The sequence below is a fragment of the Frisingicoccus sp. genome (assembly GCF_048388605.1).
Classification (GTDB): Bacteria; Bacillota; Clostridia; order Lachnospirales; family Lachnospiraceae; genus Frisingicoccus.
On the sequence record NZ_DBGCTU010000007.1, the window covers coordinates 1 to 16,425 of the forward strand.

The following is a 16,425-nucleotide window of genomic DNA, read 5'->3' on the forward strand; positions in this document are numbered from 1 at the left end:
TCGTCCACAAACTTCTCGTCTATATCCCATAGCTTTTCTAAAAGCAGTCCACGGGTCAGCACTTGCCGGGGATTTTTACGGAACAGGTTTAACATCTTAAATTCCATCGGAGATAAAGTCAGGGGCTTGCCATTTAAGGCTGCGGCCTGTTCGGAAAAGTCTAAAAACAGCCGCCCGTCATCGTAAATGTCTTTGGCCGGTTTGTGGTGTTCCAGCATGGCGAACATGGCTTTGATTTTCCGCTGCAAGGCTCCAATCACAAAGGGCTTTGTGATGTAATCTACCGCGCCCGCCTCATAGCCCCGTATCTGGTCGCTCTCCTGATCGTTTGCGGTCAGGAAAATCACAATAGTGTCCGGCTGTTCCGGCTTAATGAGCCTGCATAGGTCATACCCGTTGCCGTCCGGCAGGTTAATGTCCAGCAGCACTAAATCAAATTCTCGCTGGCGCAGAGCTTCGGCGGCAGTTCTGGCATTTAAAGCAGAGGTCACGCTGTAACCGTCTGCGGTCAGGTTATAGGCTAACATCTTATTCAAAAAACGGTCATCTTCAATAATTAAAATCTGCTTCATGTCCTCACTTTCTTTCCTTTTTGTAAATAGTATAACAGGCAAATGTCCGCGAAATGTTACAGAGGATGATTTTTATTTTCTTTTTATGGCTATCTGCGGTGACGGCTGTTCATTTTGGTGGAACGCTGAAAACATCAATCAGCATATTGCTGTAAATGAAAAAACTCTATGTGAATGATTTCTCAAATACATAGAGCTTTTTCATTTTGTGATTATTTATAAATTTTTTTAAACATTAAACCGGAAGAGAACGACATCGCCGTCTTTAACCACGTATTCTTTGCCTTCCATTCGCACAAGCCCTTTTTCTTTGGCGGCGTTATAAGTACCGCAGGCCATCAGATCATCATAGCTGACAACTTCGGCTTTGATAAATCCGCGCTCAAAATCCGAGTGGATTTTTCCGGCGGCCTGAGGGGCCTTGGTTCCTTTTTTGATGGTCCACGCGCGGGATTCGGTTGGACCGGCGGTCAGATAACTGATCAGGCCGAGCAGACGGTAGCTGGCTTTGATCAATTTTTCGAGGCCGGATTCGGCCAGCCCCAAATCTTCAAGAAACATTTTCTTTTCATCATCATCCAATTCGGCAATCTCCTGTTCAATCTGGGCGCAGATAACAAAAACCTCGGAACCTTCGGAAGCGGCATACTCCCGGACAGAGGCAACAAAATCATTGCCGGCGGCGTCATCGGCCAGATCATCTTCGGAAACATTGGCGGCGTAGATCACCGGCTTATATGTGAGAAGATTGAAGCTTTGTATGAGAGCCAGTTCTTCTTCATCGTCAATCTCAAGGGAGCGGGCCATTTTGCCGTCTTCCAGATGAGCGATAATACGTTTTACAAGTTCGGCTTCTTTTGCCATAGCTTTGTCGTTGCGGGCCACTTTGCTGACTTTGGCATAGCGGCGTTCCATGATCTCAATGTCGGAGAAGATCAGTTCCAGATTGATAGTTTCGATATCTCGTAGTGGATTAATACTTCCGTCCACATGAACAATATTATCATTTTCAAAACAGCGTACCACATGTACAATAGCATCGACTTCTCGGATATTAGAGAGAAACTGATTGCCGAGACCTTCGCCCTTGGAGGCACCTTTGACTAATCCGGCAATATCAACGAATTCAATGACAGCCGGAACAATTTTCGCAGAATCATAGAGCTCCGCAAGAACATCCAGCCGGTGGTCAGGCACGGAAACAATACCCACATTTGGGTCAATCGTGCAGAATGGATAGTTGGCAGATTCAGCGCCAGCCTTTGTTAATGAATTGAAGAGGGTGCTCTTACCCACATTCGGGAGACCGACAATTCCTAATTTCATGTTCATACGTCCTTTCTTATATCAAAGCGACCGTCTTTGGCCGCTTTCTTTTCATATTCTTACCCATTTTAACATATTTTGTAATAAAAAACTATACATTCGTTAATGTATTAAAAAAGAATGAATTTTTTTTGAAAAAACATAAATTGGTATTGCTATCTCAAACCAAATAATATAGAATAAAACTACAAGTGGTGGAAAGTGAAACAAAGTGGTGGAAATTGGTTTTTTTAGGAGCCAAAAGTGAGAGACAGGTGGTCGGTATGTTTATTGGTGAATATAATCATACGTTAGATGCTAAAGGCAGGCTGATCGTTCCTTCGAAGCTTAGAGAATCTCTTGGTGAAAGATTCTTTTTGACGAAGGGGCTGGATGGCTGTCTCTCCGTGTACCCTAAAGAAGAATGGGATAGTTTTACAAGTAAGATTCATGAACTCCCGATGACTAATAAGGATGCCCGTAAGTTCAGCCGGTTTTTCCTGGCCGGAGCTTCGGAATGTGAGATTGACAAGCAGGGCCGTATTTTAATTCCGGCCAACTTAAGAGAATTTGCAAAGCTTGAGAAAGAAGCTGTGTTAGTTGGTGTTTCAAATCGTATTGAGATTTGGAGCAAAGATAAATGGGAAGAGATTAACGATGTGGATGTGGACGATATGGATGATATCGCCCAGCATATGGAGGATATAGGAATCTCTCTGTAGGCGGCAGCAAAAGAAAGAGGTAGTTGAAGTGGAATTTAAGCACCAATCTGTTTTGCTGGAAGAAACAATCAATAATTTAAATATTCAGCCGGATGGGATCTATGTGGATGGGACACTTGGAGGCGGAGGACATGCCTTTCATGTGTGCAGCCGGCTCAGCGAAAAAGGACGTTTTATCGGAATTGACCAGGATGCGGCGGCCATCGAGGCGGCGGGAGAACGGTTGAGACCCTTTGGTGATAAAGTTACAATTGTGCGGAGCAATTATAGTGATATGAAGCAGGTGCTGCAGTCTCTCGGAGTTTCCGGGGTAAACGGCATCGTTTTGGACTTGGGTGTTTCCTCGTATCAGCTGGACACGGCAGAACGGGGATTCAGCTATCGGGAAAATGCGCCTCTGGATATGCGGATGGACCAGCGTCAGGAAAAAACGGCCAGGGATATCATTAACGGCTACAGCGAGATGGAATTATATCGGATCATTCGTGATTACGGTGAAGATAAATTTGCAAAAAATATTGCAAAACATATTGTCCGTGCCAGACAGGAAAAACCGGTGGAGACAACGGATGAGCTGACAGAGATTATTAGGGCAGCGATTCCCATGAAGTTCCGGGCTGTCGGCGGACATCCGGCCAAACGGACCTTTCAGGCGATCCGCATTGAATTAAATCAGGAACTGGAAGTGCTCCGGGGGCATCTGAAAGAAATGGTGGAATTATTGGATGACGGCGGGAGAATCTGCATCATTACTTTCCATTCTCTGGAGGACAGAATTGTAAAGAATATTTTTCGGAAATGTGAGAATCCGTGTGAATGTCCGCCGAGTTTTCCTGCTTGTGTCTGTGGGAAAAAATCGATGGGCAAAGTGATCACGCGGAAACCGATACTTCCGTCAGAGGAAGAGTTGGAGATCAATCCGAGGGCGAAAAGCGCAAAACTGCGTGTTTTTGAACGCAGATATCTATAATGGGGCTAAAATAATGGGACAAAATAATGGGACTAAAATGCCCTGAAATTCGGGAAAGGAGCGGTGATCATGCCGGACAACAGAAAAAGAAGACAGCAAATGCGGCAGACGAATTATTATATCGAAGGCAACACCGTTCGAAAGCTGGAGGCGGAACCGGAGAGAAAAGCCTATGAACAACGGCGGAGGACGGCCGAGGAACGCCGCCGCCGGGCTGAAAAACGCAGAAATCAGGAGATAGCGCGGAAAAATCAGGAGCGGGCGCTGAGGTTGAATTTGACTTACACGGTGTTTTTGATTTTTTCAGTGGCGGTTACAGTGGCTGCGTGTGTTTTTTATCTGAGTCTCCAAAATGAGATACTTCAGACAAGTGAAAAGGTGGCCGAGTTGAAATCGGAGCTGAGCACTATTACAAATGAAAATGTGGCTATGGAAGAACGTATTAACAGTGCGGTTGATTTGTCGGAAGTATATCAGCGGGCTGTCAATGAATTTGGTATGACAGCGATTACGGAAGGGCAGATCCATTATTATTCCAATGAGAATCAGGATTATGTCAAACAATATCGACAAATCCCATCGGATGACTGAATATGAAAGCCCTCAGCTTACTGGGGGCTTTTCCTTAGATAGATAGGTGGTGTGGCATCTTGGCAAAGCAATATCAATTTCCGGAACGGCCTATAAGAAGAAAGCGAAAAAAAAAGGAAAAGAAGTTTGGCAACAGTAATCGAAAAAAATTACTGCTCATTTTTTTGATAATTCTTTTCTTTATCTGTGTTTTGATCGGGCGTCTTTTATATATTAATTTATCGAACAGTGATACTTATGCGCGAATCGTTATGGCGCAGATGGATTATGACAGTAAAAGTATTCCTTTTAAACGGGGCGACATCCGGGACAGAAACGGAACTGTGCTGGCAACCAGTGAAAAGGTATATAATCTGGTGCTTGACCCCTATGTGGTATTGAATTCCAATGGGGATTGTGAGGAGCCGACGGCGGAAGCGATTGAGGATTATTTTGGCATTGATGAATCGAAGGTGTACGAGGTGCTGGATGACAGTCCGGACAGCCGTTATGTGGTGCTGGCGAAAAAACTGGATTATGATACAGTGAAAGCCTATCAGGATTTTATGAATTCAGAGGATGAGAAGGATCAGGAGGAGAGCGCCTATATCAAGGGTATATGGTTTGAGGAGGAATATCTACGACAGTATCCTTATGATTCACTGGCAGCATCCTTAATTGGTTTTACAATCGGCGGTAATCAGGGAACCTGGGGACTGGAGGGCTATTATAATGATATGCTCAATGGAACCAACGGGAGAGAATACGGATATCTGTCGGAAGATTCGGATTTCGAGCGGACGACGGTGGCTGCGGTCAATGGATATAATTTAGTGTCTACCATTGATCTGAATATTCAGCGGATCGTAGAGAAATATGTAACTCAGCTTGCCCAGGAGCGGGGAAGTAAGCATACAGGTGTTATTGTGGCGGACCCGAATAACGGGGAGATTCTGGCGATGGCGGATTATCCGACATTTAACCCGAATTCGCCGAGAGATTTGACAGCTTATTACACCGAAGAGGAGATAAAAGACTTCAGCGATACGGAAGAGACAGAGATATTATATGACGTGTGGCGTAATTTCTGTGTCAGTGATACGTTTGAAGCAGGGTCGACTATAAAGCCGCTGACGATCGGAGCGGCGTTGGATGAGAGCAAGGTGTCTGTCAGTGACAGTTTTAACTGCGATGGCGGTGAGGACCTTTTTGACGGCGTGGGTATGCAGCATATCCAGTGCCATAACGTATATGGGCATGGAACAACAACATTGCAGGAGGCGATCATGTGGTCCTGCAACGATGCCCTGATGCAGATCGGAAGCCGTATCGGATCGGAGGATATGGTTAAATACCATCGGTTGTACGGCTTTGGGCAGGTCACCGGAATTGACCTTCCGGGAGAGGCCAGCGCGGAGAATCTGGTTTTTGATGAATCGACAATGGGAAGTTTTGAGTTGGCGACCAGTGCTTTTGGGCAGGGCTTTAACCTGACAATGGTTCAAATGGTTGCGGCCTTTTCTTCAATCCTCAACGGCGGTCATTATTACCAGCCCCATGTTGTCCGTGAGATCACAACGGAAAACGGGCAGGTTGTAAAATCTTTTGAAAAAGTGCTTGTGCGAAACACTCTTTCCGAGGAAACCTGTGATTGGCTGAAAGAAGCCATGCACCAGACAGTTGCGGATGACGGTCCGAATACGACAGGTACGGCGGCCAGAGTCGACGGTTATACGATTGGCGGTAAAACAGGTACGGCGGAGAAAGTTCCGCGTGGCAGTGGAAAATATGTTGTATCCTTTATCGGATTTGCCCCGGTGGAAAATCCGAGAGTTGTTGTATATGTTGTCATTGATGAGCTTGAGGATAATCAGGAGGACAGTGGAGCGCCGACAAAAATGGCCGGCGATATTCTGCGGGAGATTCTTCCTTACCTTCAGGTATTTCCTGAAAACGGCGAGGCGGCCGCGGGAAACGGCGGCGATGCCGGCAATTATCAGTGGGGCGCTGTTCAGGAGACAAATGCGGACGATACGCCGGAAGACAGTGAGGATACGGAGGGCGGACAGGCTGGAGAAGGCAGCAGTTCAACCTCAGATTTGGAGAGCTTTGTGAGCCAGTGGGTTGATGAAGACGGTGATGGCTATGATGATATTACCGGAGAATACTACTGGGATGATCTGGCGGAATATATGGAACAAAATGGTATAAATACAGAGTAATATTAATATAGTATACCAAATGTCTGTGGGAAGGTTTCATTGTTCATGGAGACGACAAAAAACTATCAACGCAGGAAGACTTTGGTCGTCTTGCTGATGCTGATATTTTTGCTGGCAGTGCTTCTTGCCCGGATGTGGTACATTATGGTCAATCGTTCCCAATATTATAAAGAGCGGGCAGATGATCTGCATGAAAGGGAACGGGTGATTAAAGCGGAGCGGGGCATTATCTATGACAGAAACGGCGTAGCCCTGGCAACAAACCAGTCGGTGTGCACAATTTCTGTCATACATAATCAGATAACCGATCCGGAGCAGGTGATTCAGGTGTTGTCCGAAACCCTGGAGCTGGATGAGGAGAAAGTCCGCAAGCGGGTGGAAAAAGTTTCTTCTATCGAAAAAATCCGTTCAAATGTGCCAAAAGAAACCGGAGATTTAATTCGAAGCTATAAGCTGGACGGCGTTATGGTGGATGAGGATTATTCCAGATACTATCCATTTGATGCTCTGGCGGCGAAAACCATCGGATTTACCGGTGGGGATAATCAGGGAATCATTGGCTTGGAAGTCATGTACGATGATTATCTGCAGGGCGATGAGGGACGTATTCTGACAGTGACAGATGTCCGCGGGATCGAAGTGGAGAACAGCGCTGAGACCAGAGTAGAGCCGGTCATGGGCGAAAGCCTTCATCTGAGTCTGGATTATAATATTCAATCCTATGTGACTCAGGTGGCTGAGAAAGTGATGAAACAGAAACAGGCAAAAAGTGTTTCGGTTATTCTTATGAATCCCCAGAATGGGGAAATTTATGCGATGGTAAATGTGCCGGAATTCAATCTGAATGAGCCGTTTACCTTAATTGAGTCGATCGCGGGGGATGAATCCGCAAATACTCAGGATCTGCTGAATCAGATGTGGCGCAACGGCTGCATTAATGATACATATGAACCCGGTTCCACATTTAAAATCATCACAGCCACATCGGCTTTGGAAAAAAATGTGGTGACCCTGAATGATACATTTTCGTGTCCCGGATTCCGGGTGGTGGCAGACCGGAAAATACGGTGCCATAAAACAGGCGGGCATGGAAGCGAGACCTTTACCGAGGGATTTATGAATTCCTGCAATCCGGTATTTATGGATGTGGGAGCCCGGGTGGGGATCGAGGGCCTGTATGAATATTTTGAAAAACTGGGCCTGTTTGAAAAAACGGGGGTGGATCTTCCGGGTGAAGCCACCTCGATCATGCATAAGATAGAAAATGTGGGCGCCGTGGAATTGGCAACCATATCCTTCGGACAGTCCTTTCAGATCACGCCTCTGCAGCTTTTGAGGGCTGTGAGCGCCGTGATCAACGGAGGAAACCTGGTGACGCCCCATTTCGGAATGTATACGACGGATTCCGAGGGAAACACACAGAATGTTTTCGACTATCCGGTCAAAAGCGGAGCTATCAGTGAAGAAACTTCAGAAACGATGAAGGAATTACTCGGTTTGGTCGTATCTGAAGGAACCGGGAAAAACGGCCAGGTGACCGGTTATGAAGTGGGCGGGAAAACAGCGACCTCCCAAAAACTGCCGAGGGGTTCGGGGAAGTATATTGCCTCTTTTATCGGCTTTTCTCCGGTGGAAAATCCGGAGATCATCGGTATTATTTTAATTGACGAGCCGGTGGGAACCTATTACGGAGGAACAATTGCGGCGCCGGTGATGAGTGAGATTTATGAAATGGTGCTGCCTTATCTGTTTCCAGAGGATAAACAGGAAGAAACGCAGGAGGAAACAGGGGATGATTTGTCCTGAAATACTTTACAAGGCAAAGGTAAGGTATTATAATTTTTAATTTGGACAGAATACGAAAGAATTCAACGAGAGGTGTAATTATGAAATATACAATTGTGTTACCAGCAATTATTGCTTTTGCCATCAGCGCACTGTTGTGCCCGGTGGTCATTCCTTTTCTTCACAAATTAAAATTCGGACAGTTTATCCGGGATGAAGGGCCGAAAGCCCATCAGAAAAAATCCGGAACTCCCACGATGGGCGGTGTGATCTTTATTATCAGTGTGATCATCACATCACTGTTCTATATGAAAGCTTATCCGGCGATCATCCCTGTGGCTTTCTCTACCCTGGGATTTGGGATCATTGGATTTATGGATGATTATATTAAAGTTGTTAAGAAAAGAAATCTCGGACTGACGCCTTTGCAGAAGATGGCGGGACAGTTTGTTGTCACGGGTGTATTTATTTATTATTTAATGAATTTTACGGATGCGGGTACGGGCATTCTTATTCCCTTTACCGGCGGATTTACAAACGGATCATATATCCATTTGCCGTGGTGGCTGTTTATTATTTTTATGTTTATCGTATTTTTGGGAACGGTCAATGGAACGAATTTTACGGATGGATTGGATGGACTGCTTTCCAGTGTCACCGTATTGGTTGCAGTGTTTTTGACAGTGGTTGCTGCGGGAACAGGCAGCGGTTTGTCACCGGTGACTGCGGCGGTTGCAGGCAGCCTTCTGGGATTTTTATTATTTAATGTTTATCCGGCGAGAGTCTTCATGGGAGATACGGGGTCTTTGGCGTTGGGCGGCTTTGTGGCCGCAACGGCCAGTATGATGAATATGCAGTTGTTTATCGTCATTTTTGGCTTGATCTATCTGATTGAAGTTATCTCTGTGATGATTCAGGTTGTCTATTTTAAAAAGACAGGCGGCAAACGCTTCTTTAAGATGGCGCCGATTCATCACCATTTCGAATTGAGCGGATGGCCGGAAACAAAGGTTGTTGCTGTTTTTTCGATTGTGACGGCCATTTTATGTCTGATTGGATTTTTAGCGCTTTAATTTAAAAAATCGGGATAAACGGGAGGGAAATACATATGGATTTAAAAAATAAGACGGTACTTGTTGCAGGTACGGGGATCAGCGGAATGGGAGCAGTCGGGCTGCTCATGAAGACGGATGCCCGGGTGATTCTTTATGATGGAAATATAAAATTGACCGTGGAGGAAATTCAGGAAAAGCTTCCTGAAAAAAAGGATATAAAAATCATTATCGGAGAATTGGGCGACGATATTATCTCCACTTTGGATATTGCCGTTTTAAGTCCGGGAGTCCCGACAGATGTGGATTTTGTAAATCGTATGCGCAATGCGGGCGTTTTGATCTGGGGTGAGCTTGAACTGGCGGATCAGTTTGCGAGAGGGACCGTGCTGGCGATCACGGGGACAAACGGCAAGACGACCACAACAACATTGGTGGGAGAGATATTAAAAAATTACTACAGTGAAGTTCATGTTGTCGGAAATATAGGAACTTCCTATGCAGGTGTGGCGATGGATACAACAGAAAACGGCTATGTGGTGGCGGAGACATCCAGTTTCCAGCTGGAGACGGTGGATGAATTTCATCCGAGAGTCAGCGCTATTTTAAATTTGACGCCGGATCATCTGAACCGTCATCATACGATGGAGGGCTATGTCAGTGCGAAGAAAAATGTCATGAAAAATCAGACGGCGGAAGATTTTGTGATTCTCAATTATGATGATCCGCTGACACGGGCGATCGGGGAATCGGCAGTGCCGCAGGTGATTTATTTTTCCAGTACACAGGTTTTGGAAGATGGCTATTATTTTCATGATAAGAAAATTTACTATGCAAAGGACGGCGAATTGGAGGTCATCTGCAGTGCCAGCGGCTTGAAGATCCTCGGCCTTCATAACATGGAAAACATCATGGCTGCCGTGGCTATGGCCCGCTGTGTCGGTGTGCCGATAGAAAAGATCCGGGAGACAATTACAACATTTATGGGCGTTGAGCACAGAATTGAGTATGTGACAGAGAAGAAAGGCGTTTCCTATTATAATGATTCGAAGGGAACAAATCCGGATGCGGCTATCAAAGCGATTCAGGCGATGGTGCGCCCGACGCTGTTGATCGGCGGAGGCTATGATAAGCAGAGCGCTTATGATGAATGGATCGATGCTTTTGACGGTAAAGTACGTTATCTTGTACTTCTCGGGGAAACGGCAAACAAAATTGCCGAATGTGCCCGCCGTCATGGATTTGAAAATATTATTATGACGGAAAGTCTGGAAGAGGCGGTTAAAGTCTGTTCCCGGAAGGCTGAGAGCGGGGATGCGGTTCTTCTCTCGCCGGCCTGCGCAAGTTGGGATATGTTTAAGAGTTATGAAGAGAGGGGACGGATGTTTAAAGAGTTCGTCCATAAACTGGCAGATTGAAGCTTAAAAAGTAGAGGTGATGAACATGGCGCGGGAAGCAGCAGCAATTGAAAAAAAAGAGCAAACCCGGGTGAAGACAGAAAAATATTTTGACTATAGCCTGTTGTTCATCGTTATCTTTCTGGTTTGCTTTGGACTTGTAATGATTTATAGTACCAGCGCATATAATTCGCAGATCGTCAATAACGGAGATTCCTTTTTTTATCTGAAACGGCAGTGCCTGTTTGCTGTCGGAGGCATGGCGGGGATGACAGTGATCAGCCGGATTCCCTATCATTTCTGGAAACGGTTTACATTTATGGCCTATATCGTGATGAATGTACTCCTGGGCATTGTTCTTATTTATGGGGCGGCCAGCCATGGGCAGCGGCGGTGGATCGAGATCGGTCCATTACGGTTTCAGCCCTCGGAGATTGCCAAAGCCGTATTAATTATCTTTCTGGCCCATGTGGCGAGCCAGGGAGTGAAACAGCTGAAAAACTGGCGCGGCGTTGTCAAATGCTTTGCGTTGGTCCTGCCGATGGTTCTTCTTGTTACGGTGTCAAACCTGAGCACGGGAATTATTATGTTGGGAATTGCTTTTATCATTATTTTTGTTGCAAGCAATCAATATAAAATATTTTTCGGCGTTGTCGGCGCCGGGGTTGGCGTTATGCTTGTATTTTTGCGGGTGGCGGCCTATCGGCTGGACAGAATTGAGGCCTGGCTGCATGTGGAGACTTCGGATAATGCCTATCAGACCCGCCAGGCTCTTTATGCCATTGGTTCCGGCGGCGTTTTTGGAAAAGGGCTCGGACGAAGTATTCAGAAATTGTCCTATGTTCCGGAGGCCCATAATGATATGATCTTCTCGATTATCTGCGAAGAATTAGGATTGTTTGGCGCTGTTGCCATTATTTTGTTATTTATCTTATTACTCTGGCGGTGTATGATTATTGCAAATAATGCGTCGGATTTATATGGCGCTCTCATTGTTGTCGGCGTTATGGCCCAGATCGGCCTGCAGGTGATCATCAACATCGGCGTTGTGACCAATACATTGCCGAATACGGGGATCCCTTTGCCTTTTATCAGTTACGGCGGCACATCGGTCACTTTTCTCCTGTGTGAGATCGGATTGGTTCTAAGCGTATCGCGGGGGATTCGATTTCAGCGATAACAGGAACATTTGAAATATTTCCGCATAGAATATGTTATAGTCTATGTTCGGAGGTAATTGCTGTGTCATCCTATCTCATATCCGGCGGTCGGCCGTTGAACGGTCAGCTTCATGTGCACGGTTCAAAAAATGCCGCACTGCCGATTATTGCGGCATCACTTTTATACCAGGGTGTGACAGTTATCCGGGGATGCCCGGATATTCTGGATGTAAGATACATGATAAAAATTCTTCGAAGTATCGGCTGCGGGGTCGTTTATCAGGACGACATGCTTCAGATTGATGCGTCGGAGATATGTTTGGAGAATATTTCCCGGGAATGTATCGGAAAGATGCGTTCTTCAATCCTGCTTCTGGGAGCGGCATTGGGACGATGCCGTCATATGACATTGGATTATCCCGGTGGCTGTACGATCGGGGCGCGGCCGGTGGATATCCATCTGAAAGCGCTGGAGCAGATGGGAGTACATATTGAAGAGGTGGATGGGGCCATTCGCTGTGAAACCGAAGGACTTTCGGGAGCACGGATCGTGCTTCCTTATCCGAGTGTGGGTGCCACAGAGAATCTGATGATGGCCGGCGCTATGGCGGAGGGGATCACATGGATACAGAATGCGGCGAAGGAGCCGGAGGTATCCGATCTGGCCGGATTCCTTTCGGCGATGGGTGTGAGCATTTATGGGGCCGGTACAGACAGAATCGGTATCCTGGGAAAATGTTCATTGCACCATACAGAGTACAGGGTCATGAGTGACCGGATTGTTGCCGGGACATATTTACTGGCTGTTGCCGGGACCGGCGGTGAAATAGAACTTTTAAATGTGGCAGAACAGCATATGCACTGCCTGCTGCACTTGTGTGAAGCTATGGGCTGTGAGGTTCGGATGACGGAAAAGGGAGTCCGCCTGAAATCGGTCCGAAGGCTTTTTGCGGTTGAGGATATTCATACCCAGCCATTTCCGGGGTTTCCTACGGATATGCAGTCTCAGCTGATGGCGGTACTTGCCACGGCGCGGGGCGAAAGTGTTATTTACGAGCATATTTTTGAAAATCGTTTTCGAACGGCCGGGGAACTTCAGAAGATGGGGGCGGATATACAAATAAAAAATAACAGAGCTGTAATTCGCGGCGTCAGGAAATTGAAGGGCTGCCATGTATCTGCGAGAGACCTGCGTGGCGGAGCGGCGCTTGTGATTGCGGGTCTGATGGCAGAGGGTGATACTATCGTCGAAAACTCCATCTTTGTAGAGCGTGGTTATCAGGATATATGCAAAGATTTGACACAGCTTGGCGCAGAAATAAGACATAGCAGGGATGCCCGTGAGGGTTGAGTTTATTGGAAAATAGGTGGATATACCGTGGATAAGAATTATTATCAGGATGAAGAGTTTGAGGAATTTGAAACATTAGAAGATTTAGAGCAGGAATTTGAAGAATATGAAGAAGAAGATGAAGATGGGGAAGCCGTCTGGGATGAAGAGGACAGCAGGCCTGTTCAAAAAAGTCATCGGGGACTGAAAATTATTGCCGGTATATTGGTAGTTCTGGCGGTGACAGTGGGCGTGGTGATTTATGGCTTTCGACTGGATGAAGTCCGGGTCATTGGCAATAAGAATTACACCGCCGATGAAATAAAGACACTTATCGGCTTTCCTGAAGATGCTCCGAACACATTGATCTGTTATCTGAGATATTTTCGATATAGAGTGGAGGATGTTCCTTTTATAGAGGACATTCAGGTGAAAATGGAAAACCGGAATATGATTTGTATTGAAGTCGGTGAGACAGGAATACTTGGATGTCTGAAAGAAGGGAAAACCTACTTTTATTTTGATGATAACGGTGTGATTCAGGAGTCGCTGTCCGAAAAACGGGATACGGTGCCTTTGATCACCGGCGTTGAAGCCGAAAACATGGAAATCGGCCAGGACGTATCTATAGAAAACAGGACGGCCTATAAAGGTATGATGGAATTGTGTCGATTGCTTGCGGATTACGAAATTGTCCCGGAAGAGATAGCGATTGGAGAAGATGGATACTTTACAATCTATATAAATGAGGGTATTCGGGTAGGCATGGGCGCACCGGTTCTGCTGGAAGGAAAAATCGCAGAATTGGCGAATTTACTGCCGGAACTCCTCAATATGCAGGAAACGGAGCAAATTCGTGGAATATTACATCTGGAGAACTATGATTCGACAAAAAATTCTATCATTTTTACAAAAGAAAATTAAAAGAAACGGTTGATTATTTTTACGAAAAACTATATTATATAATATGATAGTGCAAATTGAGAAAAAAAGATATTAATATTAAAAGGAGGAACTACCTTGCTTGAGATAAAAACAAATGAAATGGATGCAGCAGCTAAAATACTTGTTATCGGTGTTGGCGGCGCCGGAAACAATGCAGTAAACCGTATGATTGAAGAAAATATTGTCGGTGTGGAATTCATTGGCGTAAATACAGATAGACAGGCTTTACAGTTGTGTAAAGCAAATCAGCTTGTTCAGATTGGTGAAAAGCTGACAAAAGGACTTGGTGCCGGAGCAAAACCAGAAGTTGGGGCAAAGGCCGCAGAAGAAAGTGTTGATGAACTGACAGAATTGATCAAAGGTGCAGACATGGTATTTGTTACCTGCGGTATGGGAGGCGGCACAGGTACAGGCGCAGCTCCGGTTGTCGCGGGAATTGCAAAAAGTCTCGGATGTCTGACAGTTGGCGTTGTAACGAAACCTTTCCGTTTTGAAGCAAAACAGAGAATGGTCAATGCCAATATGGGTATCGAAAATCTGAAAGAAAATGTAGATACATTGATCATCATTCCAAATGATAAATTACTTGAGATCGTAGATCGCCGTACATCCATGCCGGAAGCTTTGAAGAAAGCTGACGAAGTATTGCAGCAGGGTGTTCAGGGTATCACGGATCTGATCAATGTTCCTGGTTTGATCAACCTTGACTTTGCTGATATTCAGACAGTTATGAAGGATAAGGGTATCGCCCATATCGGTATCGGCGAAGGCCATGGTGATGACAAGGCTTTGGATGCCGTTAAGCAGGCAACAACCAGCCCATTGCTGGAAACAACGATTGAGGGCGCTACAGATATCGTCATCAACATTTCCGGTGATATCGGCCTTATTGAAGCGAATGAAGCAGCAATGTATGTTGAAGAGCTTGCCGGTGAATCCGCAAACATCATCTTCGGTGCGATGTATGATGAAAGCACACCGGATACATGTTCCATCACGGTTATTGCAACAGGGCTTGAGGCGCAGGAAAGTGCCGGACAGACATCTACTTTCATGAAGAAAGCCAATGAACGTCCAGCATTTAACAGCGGCGCATCTTCCTTCAAGACAGCGGCTCCGACTCCGAGAACACCGATAACGAAGAGTGAAGCTACCGTTGGAACAAGCACTATCCAGATTCCGAGCTTCTTACAGAAGAAATAATATTCAGGGAAAAACCTTCCAAAATTCAGAGATGATTTTGGAAGGTTTTTTTGCGTGATAAGCTCGGAGGGCGGCTGCCGTGCTTGCACGGGCAGACACCCTCCGGACAACGGACAGCTATCGCTGTGAGCTGACCGCGATATCGCGGCGGATAGGGAAGGGAACCTTCCCCTATCCGGTTATCATGTAAAATTAAAATATTTATCGAAAATTGCGGTATTTTTGAAGTGATAAAATAAAAGAAATATGTCATAGTGTTAATAGGACTATGAAAAAAATATTATTTTTGGTATAATTAAGAGGTAATCATTTGAATACTATAGAACAAGGCTGTATTGATATTTGGATAGATGGAATAGTTTCATGTTTGAGGGATACTGAGACAGGAGAAGAAAAGGATACTGTTGTTTTCAAAATAGAAAGCCGAAAATGTTTAAAAAAATTTCAGAAGGTAAATGGATGGCATATTAATTGGGATAAAATACCTGAAACTGTCGAGGTATATGCGTTGGCATTAAAGGGCAGCGATGAGATACAGGGACTGGTAGGTATCCGAAATGATAAAAGTTCTAACGCAGCTTATATGCACTGGGCCTGTGCCGCACCGCAAAATAATAGTTATGAGTATGGGAAGAAAAAATATACAGGTGTTGGCGGGCATCTTTTTGCCATTGCGGCAGATAAATCGAAACAATGGGGATATGAAGGAGCTGTTCATGGATTTGCTGCAAATAAAGAATTGTTGTCCCATTACATAGAAGTATTTCATGCAGAATATTTGGGGATGCTGCATCAATATCAGTTTTTTATTGATGAGATTCAGGCTAAAGCTTTATTGGAGGTGTATCATTATGAGTGGAATGAAACCTAGATTCATAGATGGAAAGGTCAGACAAAAAAGATATTATGAAACACCAGATCCGTATGAAAATGCGCCGTCTTGTCACGTTAATTTATTGGAACTTTCTCGTTATGCAAGGCGAAAGGGGAAAAAGCTGGTTGAGCTGACAGCGGATGAAATAAAAAAATTTAAAATATAGTTACAGAATTGTATAAAGAACATGAAGAGTTATTTGGGAAAATAAGTTGGTTTTTCTCAAATAACTTTTTTAATATCATGTTTTGTAGAAAACGGTGGAAACATTTTATGGAAACAGGACAACCGTTTGACAAAATATTTTCCGGTTTTGAG

At 45.2% G+C, this 16,425-nt stretch carries 15 protein-coding genes; 13 read left to right on the forward strand and 2 right to left on the reverse strand.

What is annotated here, in order from left to right:
• A partial coding sequence (locus ACMN7X_RS01315) for a response regulator transcription factor (RefSeq protein ID WP_418745700.1) occupies positions 1-572 on the reverse strand: 572 nt, incomplete at its 3' end.
• Positions 573-800: 228 nt separating this feature from the next.
• On the reverse strand, positions 801-1,898 hold the full coding sequence (gene ychF, locus ACMN7X_RS01320; protein WP_418745701.1) for a redox-regulated ATPase YchF: 1,098 nt from the start codon (positions 1,896-1,898) through the stop codon (positions 801-803).
• 263 nt (positions 1,899-2,161) lie between these two features.
• Here ychF and mraZ point away from each other — a divergent pair, with 263 nt between their 5' ends.
• The 13 genes from mraZ (at position 2,162) to ACMN7X_RS01385 (ending at position 16,273) form a co-directional block, all read left to right on the forward strand.
• Positions 2,162-2,599 carry a division/cell wall cluster transcriptional repressor MraZ gene (gene mraZ, locus ACMN7X_RS01325; protein WP_418745702.1) on the forward strand — a complete coding sequence of 146 codons (438 nt, stop codon included), beginning with the start codon at positions 2,162-2,164 and terminating at the stop codon, positions 2,597-2,599.
• Positions 2,600-2,627: 28 nt separating this feature from the next.
• Positions 2,628-3,569 carry a 16S rRNA (cytosine(1402)-N(4))-methyltransferase RsmH gene (gene rsmH / locus ACMN7X_RS01330; RefSeq protein WP_418745703.1) on the forward strand — a complete coding sequence of 314 codons (942 nt, stop codon included), beginning with the start codon at positions 2,628-2,630 and terminating at the stop codon, positions 3,567-3,569.
• A gap of 69 nt (positions 3,570-3,638) precedes the next feature.
• Positions 3,639-4,160: a hypothetical protein gene (locus ACMN7X_RS01335; RefSeq protein WP_418745704.1), complete on the forward strand. Its 522-nt coding sequence runs from the start codon at positions 3,639-3,641 to the stop codon at positions 4,158-4,160.
• A gap of 59 nt (positions 4,161-4,219) precedes the next feature.
• Positions 4,220-6,361 carry a peptidoglycan D,D-transpeptidase FtsI family protein gene (locus ACMN7X_RS01340; RefSeq protein WP_418745705.1) on the forward strand — a complete coding sequence of 714 codons (2,142 nt, stop codon included), beginning with the start codon at positions 4,220-4,222 and terminating at the stop codon, positions 6,359-6,361.
• A 45-nt stretch (positions 6,362-6,406) separates the two neighbouring features.
• Complete coding sequence (locus ACMN7X_RS01345; RefSeq protein ID WP_418745706.1) at positions 6,407-8,167, forward strand: peptidoglycan D,D-transpeptidase FtsI family protein; 1,761 nt, start codon at positions 6,407-6,409, stop codon at positions 8,165-8,167.
• Positions 8,168-8,247: 80 nt separating this feature from the next.
• The gene (gene mraY, locus ACMN7X_RS01350; RefSeq protein WP_418745707.1) at positions 8,248-9,219 is read left to right on the forward strand and encodes a phospho-N-acetylmuramoyl-pentapeptide-transferase; all 972 of its coding nucleotides are present in this window, start codon (positions 8,248-8,250) and stop codon (positions 9,217-9,219) included.
• A gap of 35 nt (positions 9,220-9,254) precedes the next feature.
• On the forward strand, positions 9,255-10,616 hold the full coding sequence (gene murD / locus ACMN7X_RS01355; RefSeq protein ID WP_418745708.1) for a UDP-N-acetylmuramoyl-L-alanine--D-glutamate ligase: 1,362 nt from the start codon (positions 9,255-9,257) through the stop codon (positions 10,614-10,616).
• A 25-nt stretch (positions 10,617-10,641) separates the two neighbouring features.
• Positions 10,642-11,775 (forward strand): putative lipid II flippase FtsW, encoded by a 1,134-nt coding sequence (gene ftsW / locus ACMN7X_RS01360; RefSeq protein WP_418745709.1) that lies wholly within the window; start codon positions 10,642-10,644, stop codon positions 11,773-11,775.
• A 62-nt stretch (positions 11,776-11,837) separates the two neighbouring features.
• On the forward strand, positions 11,838-13,106 hold the full coding sequence (gene murA / locus ACMN7X_RS01365; protein WP_418745710.1) for a UDP-N-acetylglucosamine 1-carboxyvinyltransferase: 1,269 nt from the start codon (positions 11,838-11,840) through the stop codon (positions 13,104-13,106).
• Between the two features lie 27 nt (positions 13,107-13,133).
• On the forward strand, positions 13,134-14,009 hold the full coding sequence (locus ACMN7X_RS01370) for a cell division protein FtsQ/DivIB (RefSeq protein WP_418745711.1): 876 nt from the start codon (positions 13,134-13,136) through the stop codon (positions 14,007-14,009).
• A 96-nt stretch (positions 14,010-14,105) separates the two neighbouring features.
• Positions 14,106-15,233: a cell division protein FtsZ gene (gene ftsZ, locus ACMN7X_RS01375; protein ID WP_178042730.1), complete on the forward strand. Its 1,128-nt coding sequence runs from the start codon at positions 14,106-14,108 to the stop codon at positions 15,231-15,233.
• 310 nt (positions 15,234-15,543) lie between these two features.
• Positions 15,544-16,104, forward strand: coding sequence for a hypothetical protein (locus ACMN7X_RS01380; RefSeq protein ID WP_418745712.1), 561 nt, complete (start codon positions 15,544-15,546; stop codon positions 16,102-16,104).
• Positions 16,085-16,273, forward strand: a complete 189-nt coding sequence (locus ACMN7X_RS01385; RefSeq protein ID WP_418745713.1) for a hypothetical protein — start codon at positions 16,085-16,087, stop codon at positions 16,271-16,273. The genes ACMN7X_RS01380 and ACMN7X_RS01385 overlap by 20 nt, the downstream gene beginning before the upstream one ends.
• Positions 16,274-16,425 lie beyond the last annotated feature (152 nt).

What these genes read in the sequence shown, in the direction of transcription:
- ychF (WP_418745701.1), bottom strand. Translation starts at nt 1,898, where the DNA reads ATGAAATTAGGAATTGTCGGTCTCCCGAATGTGGGTAAGAGCACCCTC.
- mraZ (WP_418745702.1), top strand. Translation starts at nt 2,162, where the DNA reads ATGTTTATTGGTGAATATAATCATACGTTAGATGCTAAAGGCAGGCTG.
- ACMN7X_RS01335 (WP_418745704.1), top strand. Translation starts at nt 3,639, where the DNA reads ATGCCGGACAACAGAAAAAGAAGACAGCAAATGCGGCAGACGAATTAT.
- ACMN7X_RS01345 (WP_418745706.1), top strand. Translation starts at nt 6,407, where the DNA reads ATGGAGACGACAAAAAACTATCAACGCAGGAAGACTTTGGTCGTCTTG.
- mraY (WP_418745707.1), top strand. Translation starts at nt 8,248, where the DNA reads ATGAAATATACAATTGTGTTACCAGCAATTATTGCTTTTGCCATCAGC.
- murD (WP_418745708.1), top strand. Translation starts at nt 9,255, where the DNA reads ATGGATTTAAAAAATAAGACGGTACTTGTTGCAGGTACGGGGATCAGC.
- ftsW (WP_418745709.1), top strand. Translation starts at nt 10,642, where the DNA reads ATGGCGCGGGAAGCAGCAGCAATTGAAAAAAAAGAGCAAACCCGGGTG.
- ACMN7X_RS01385 (WP_418745713.1), top strand. Translation starts at nt 16,085, where the DNA reads ATGAGTGGAATGAAACCTAGATTCATAGATGGAAAGGTCAGACAAAAA.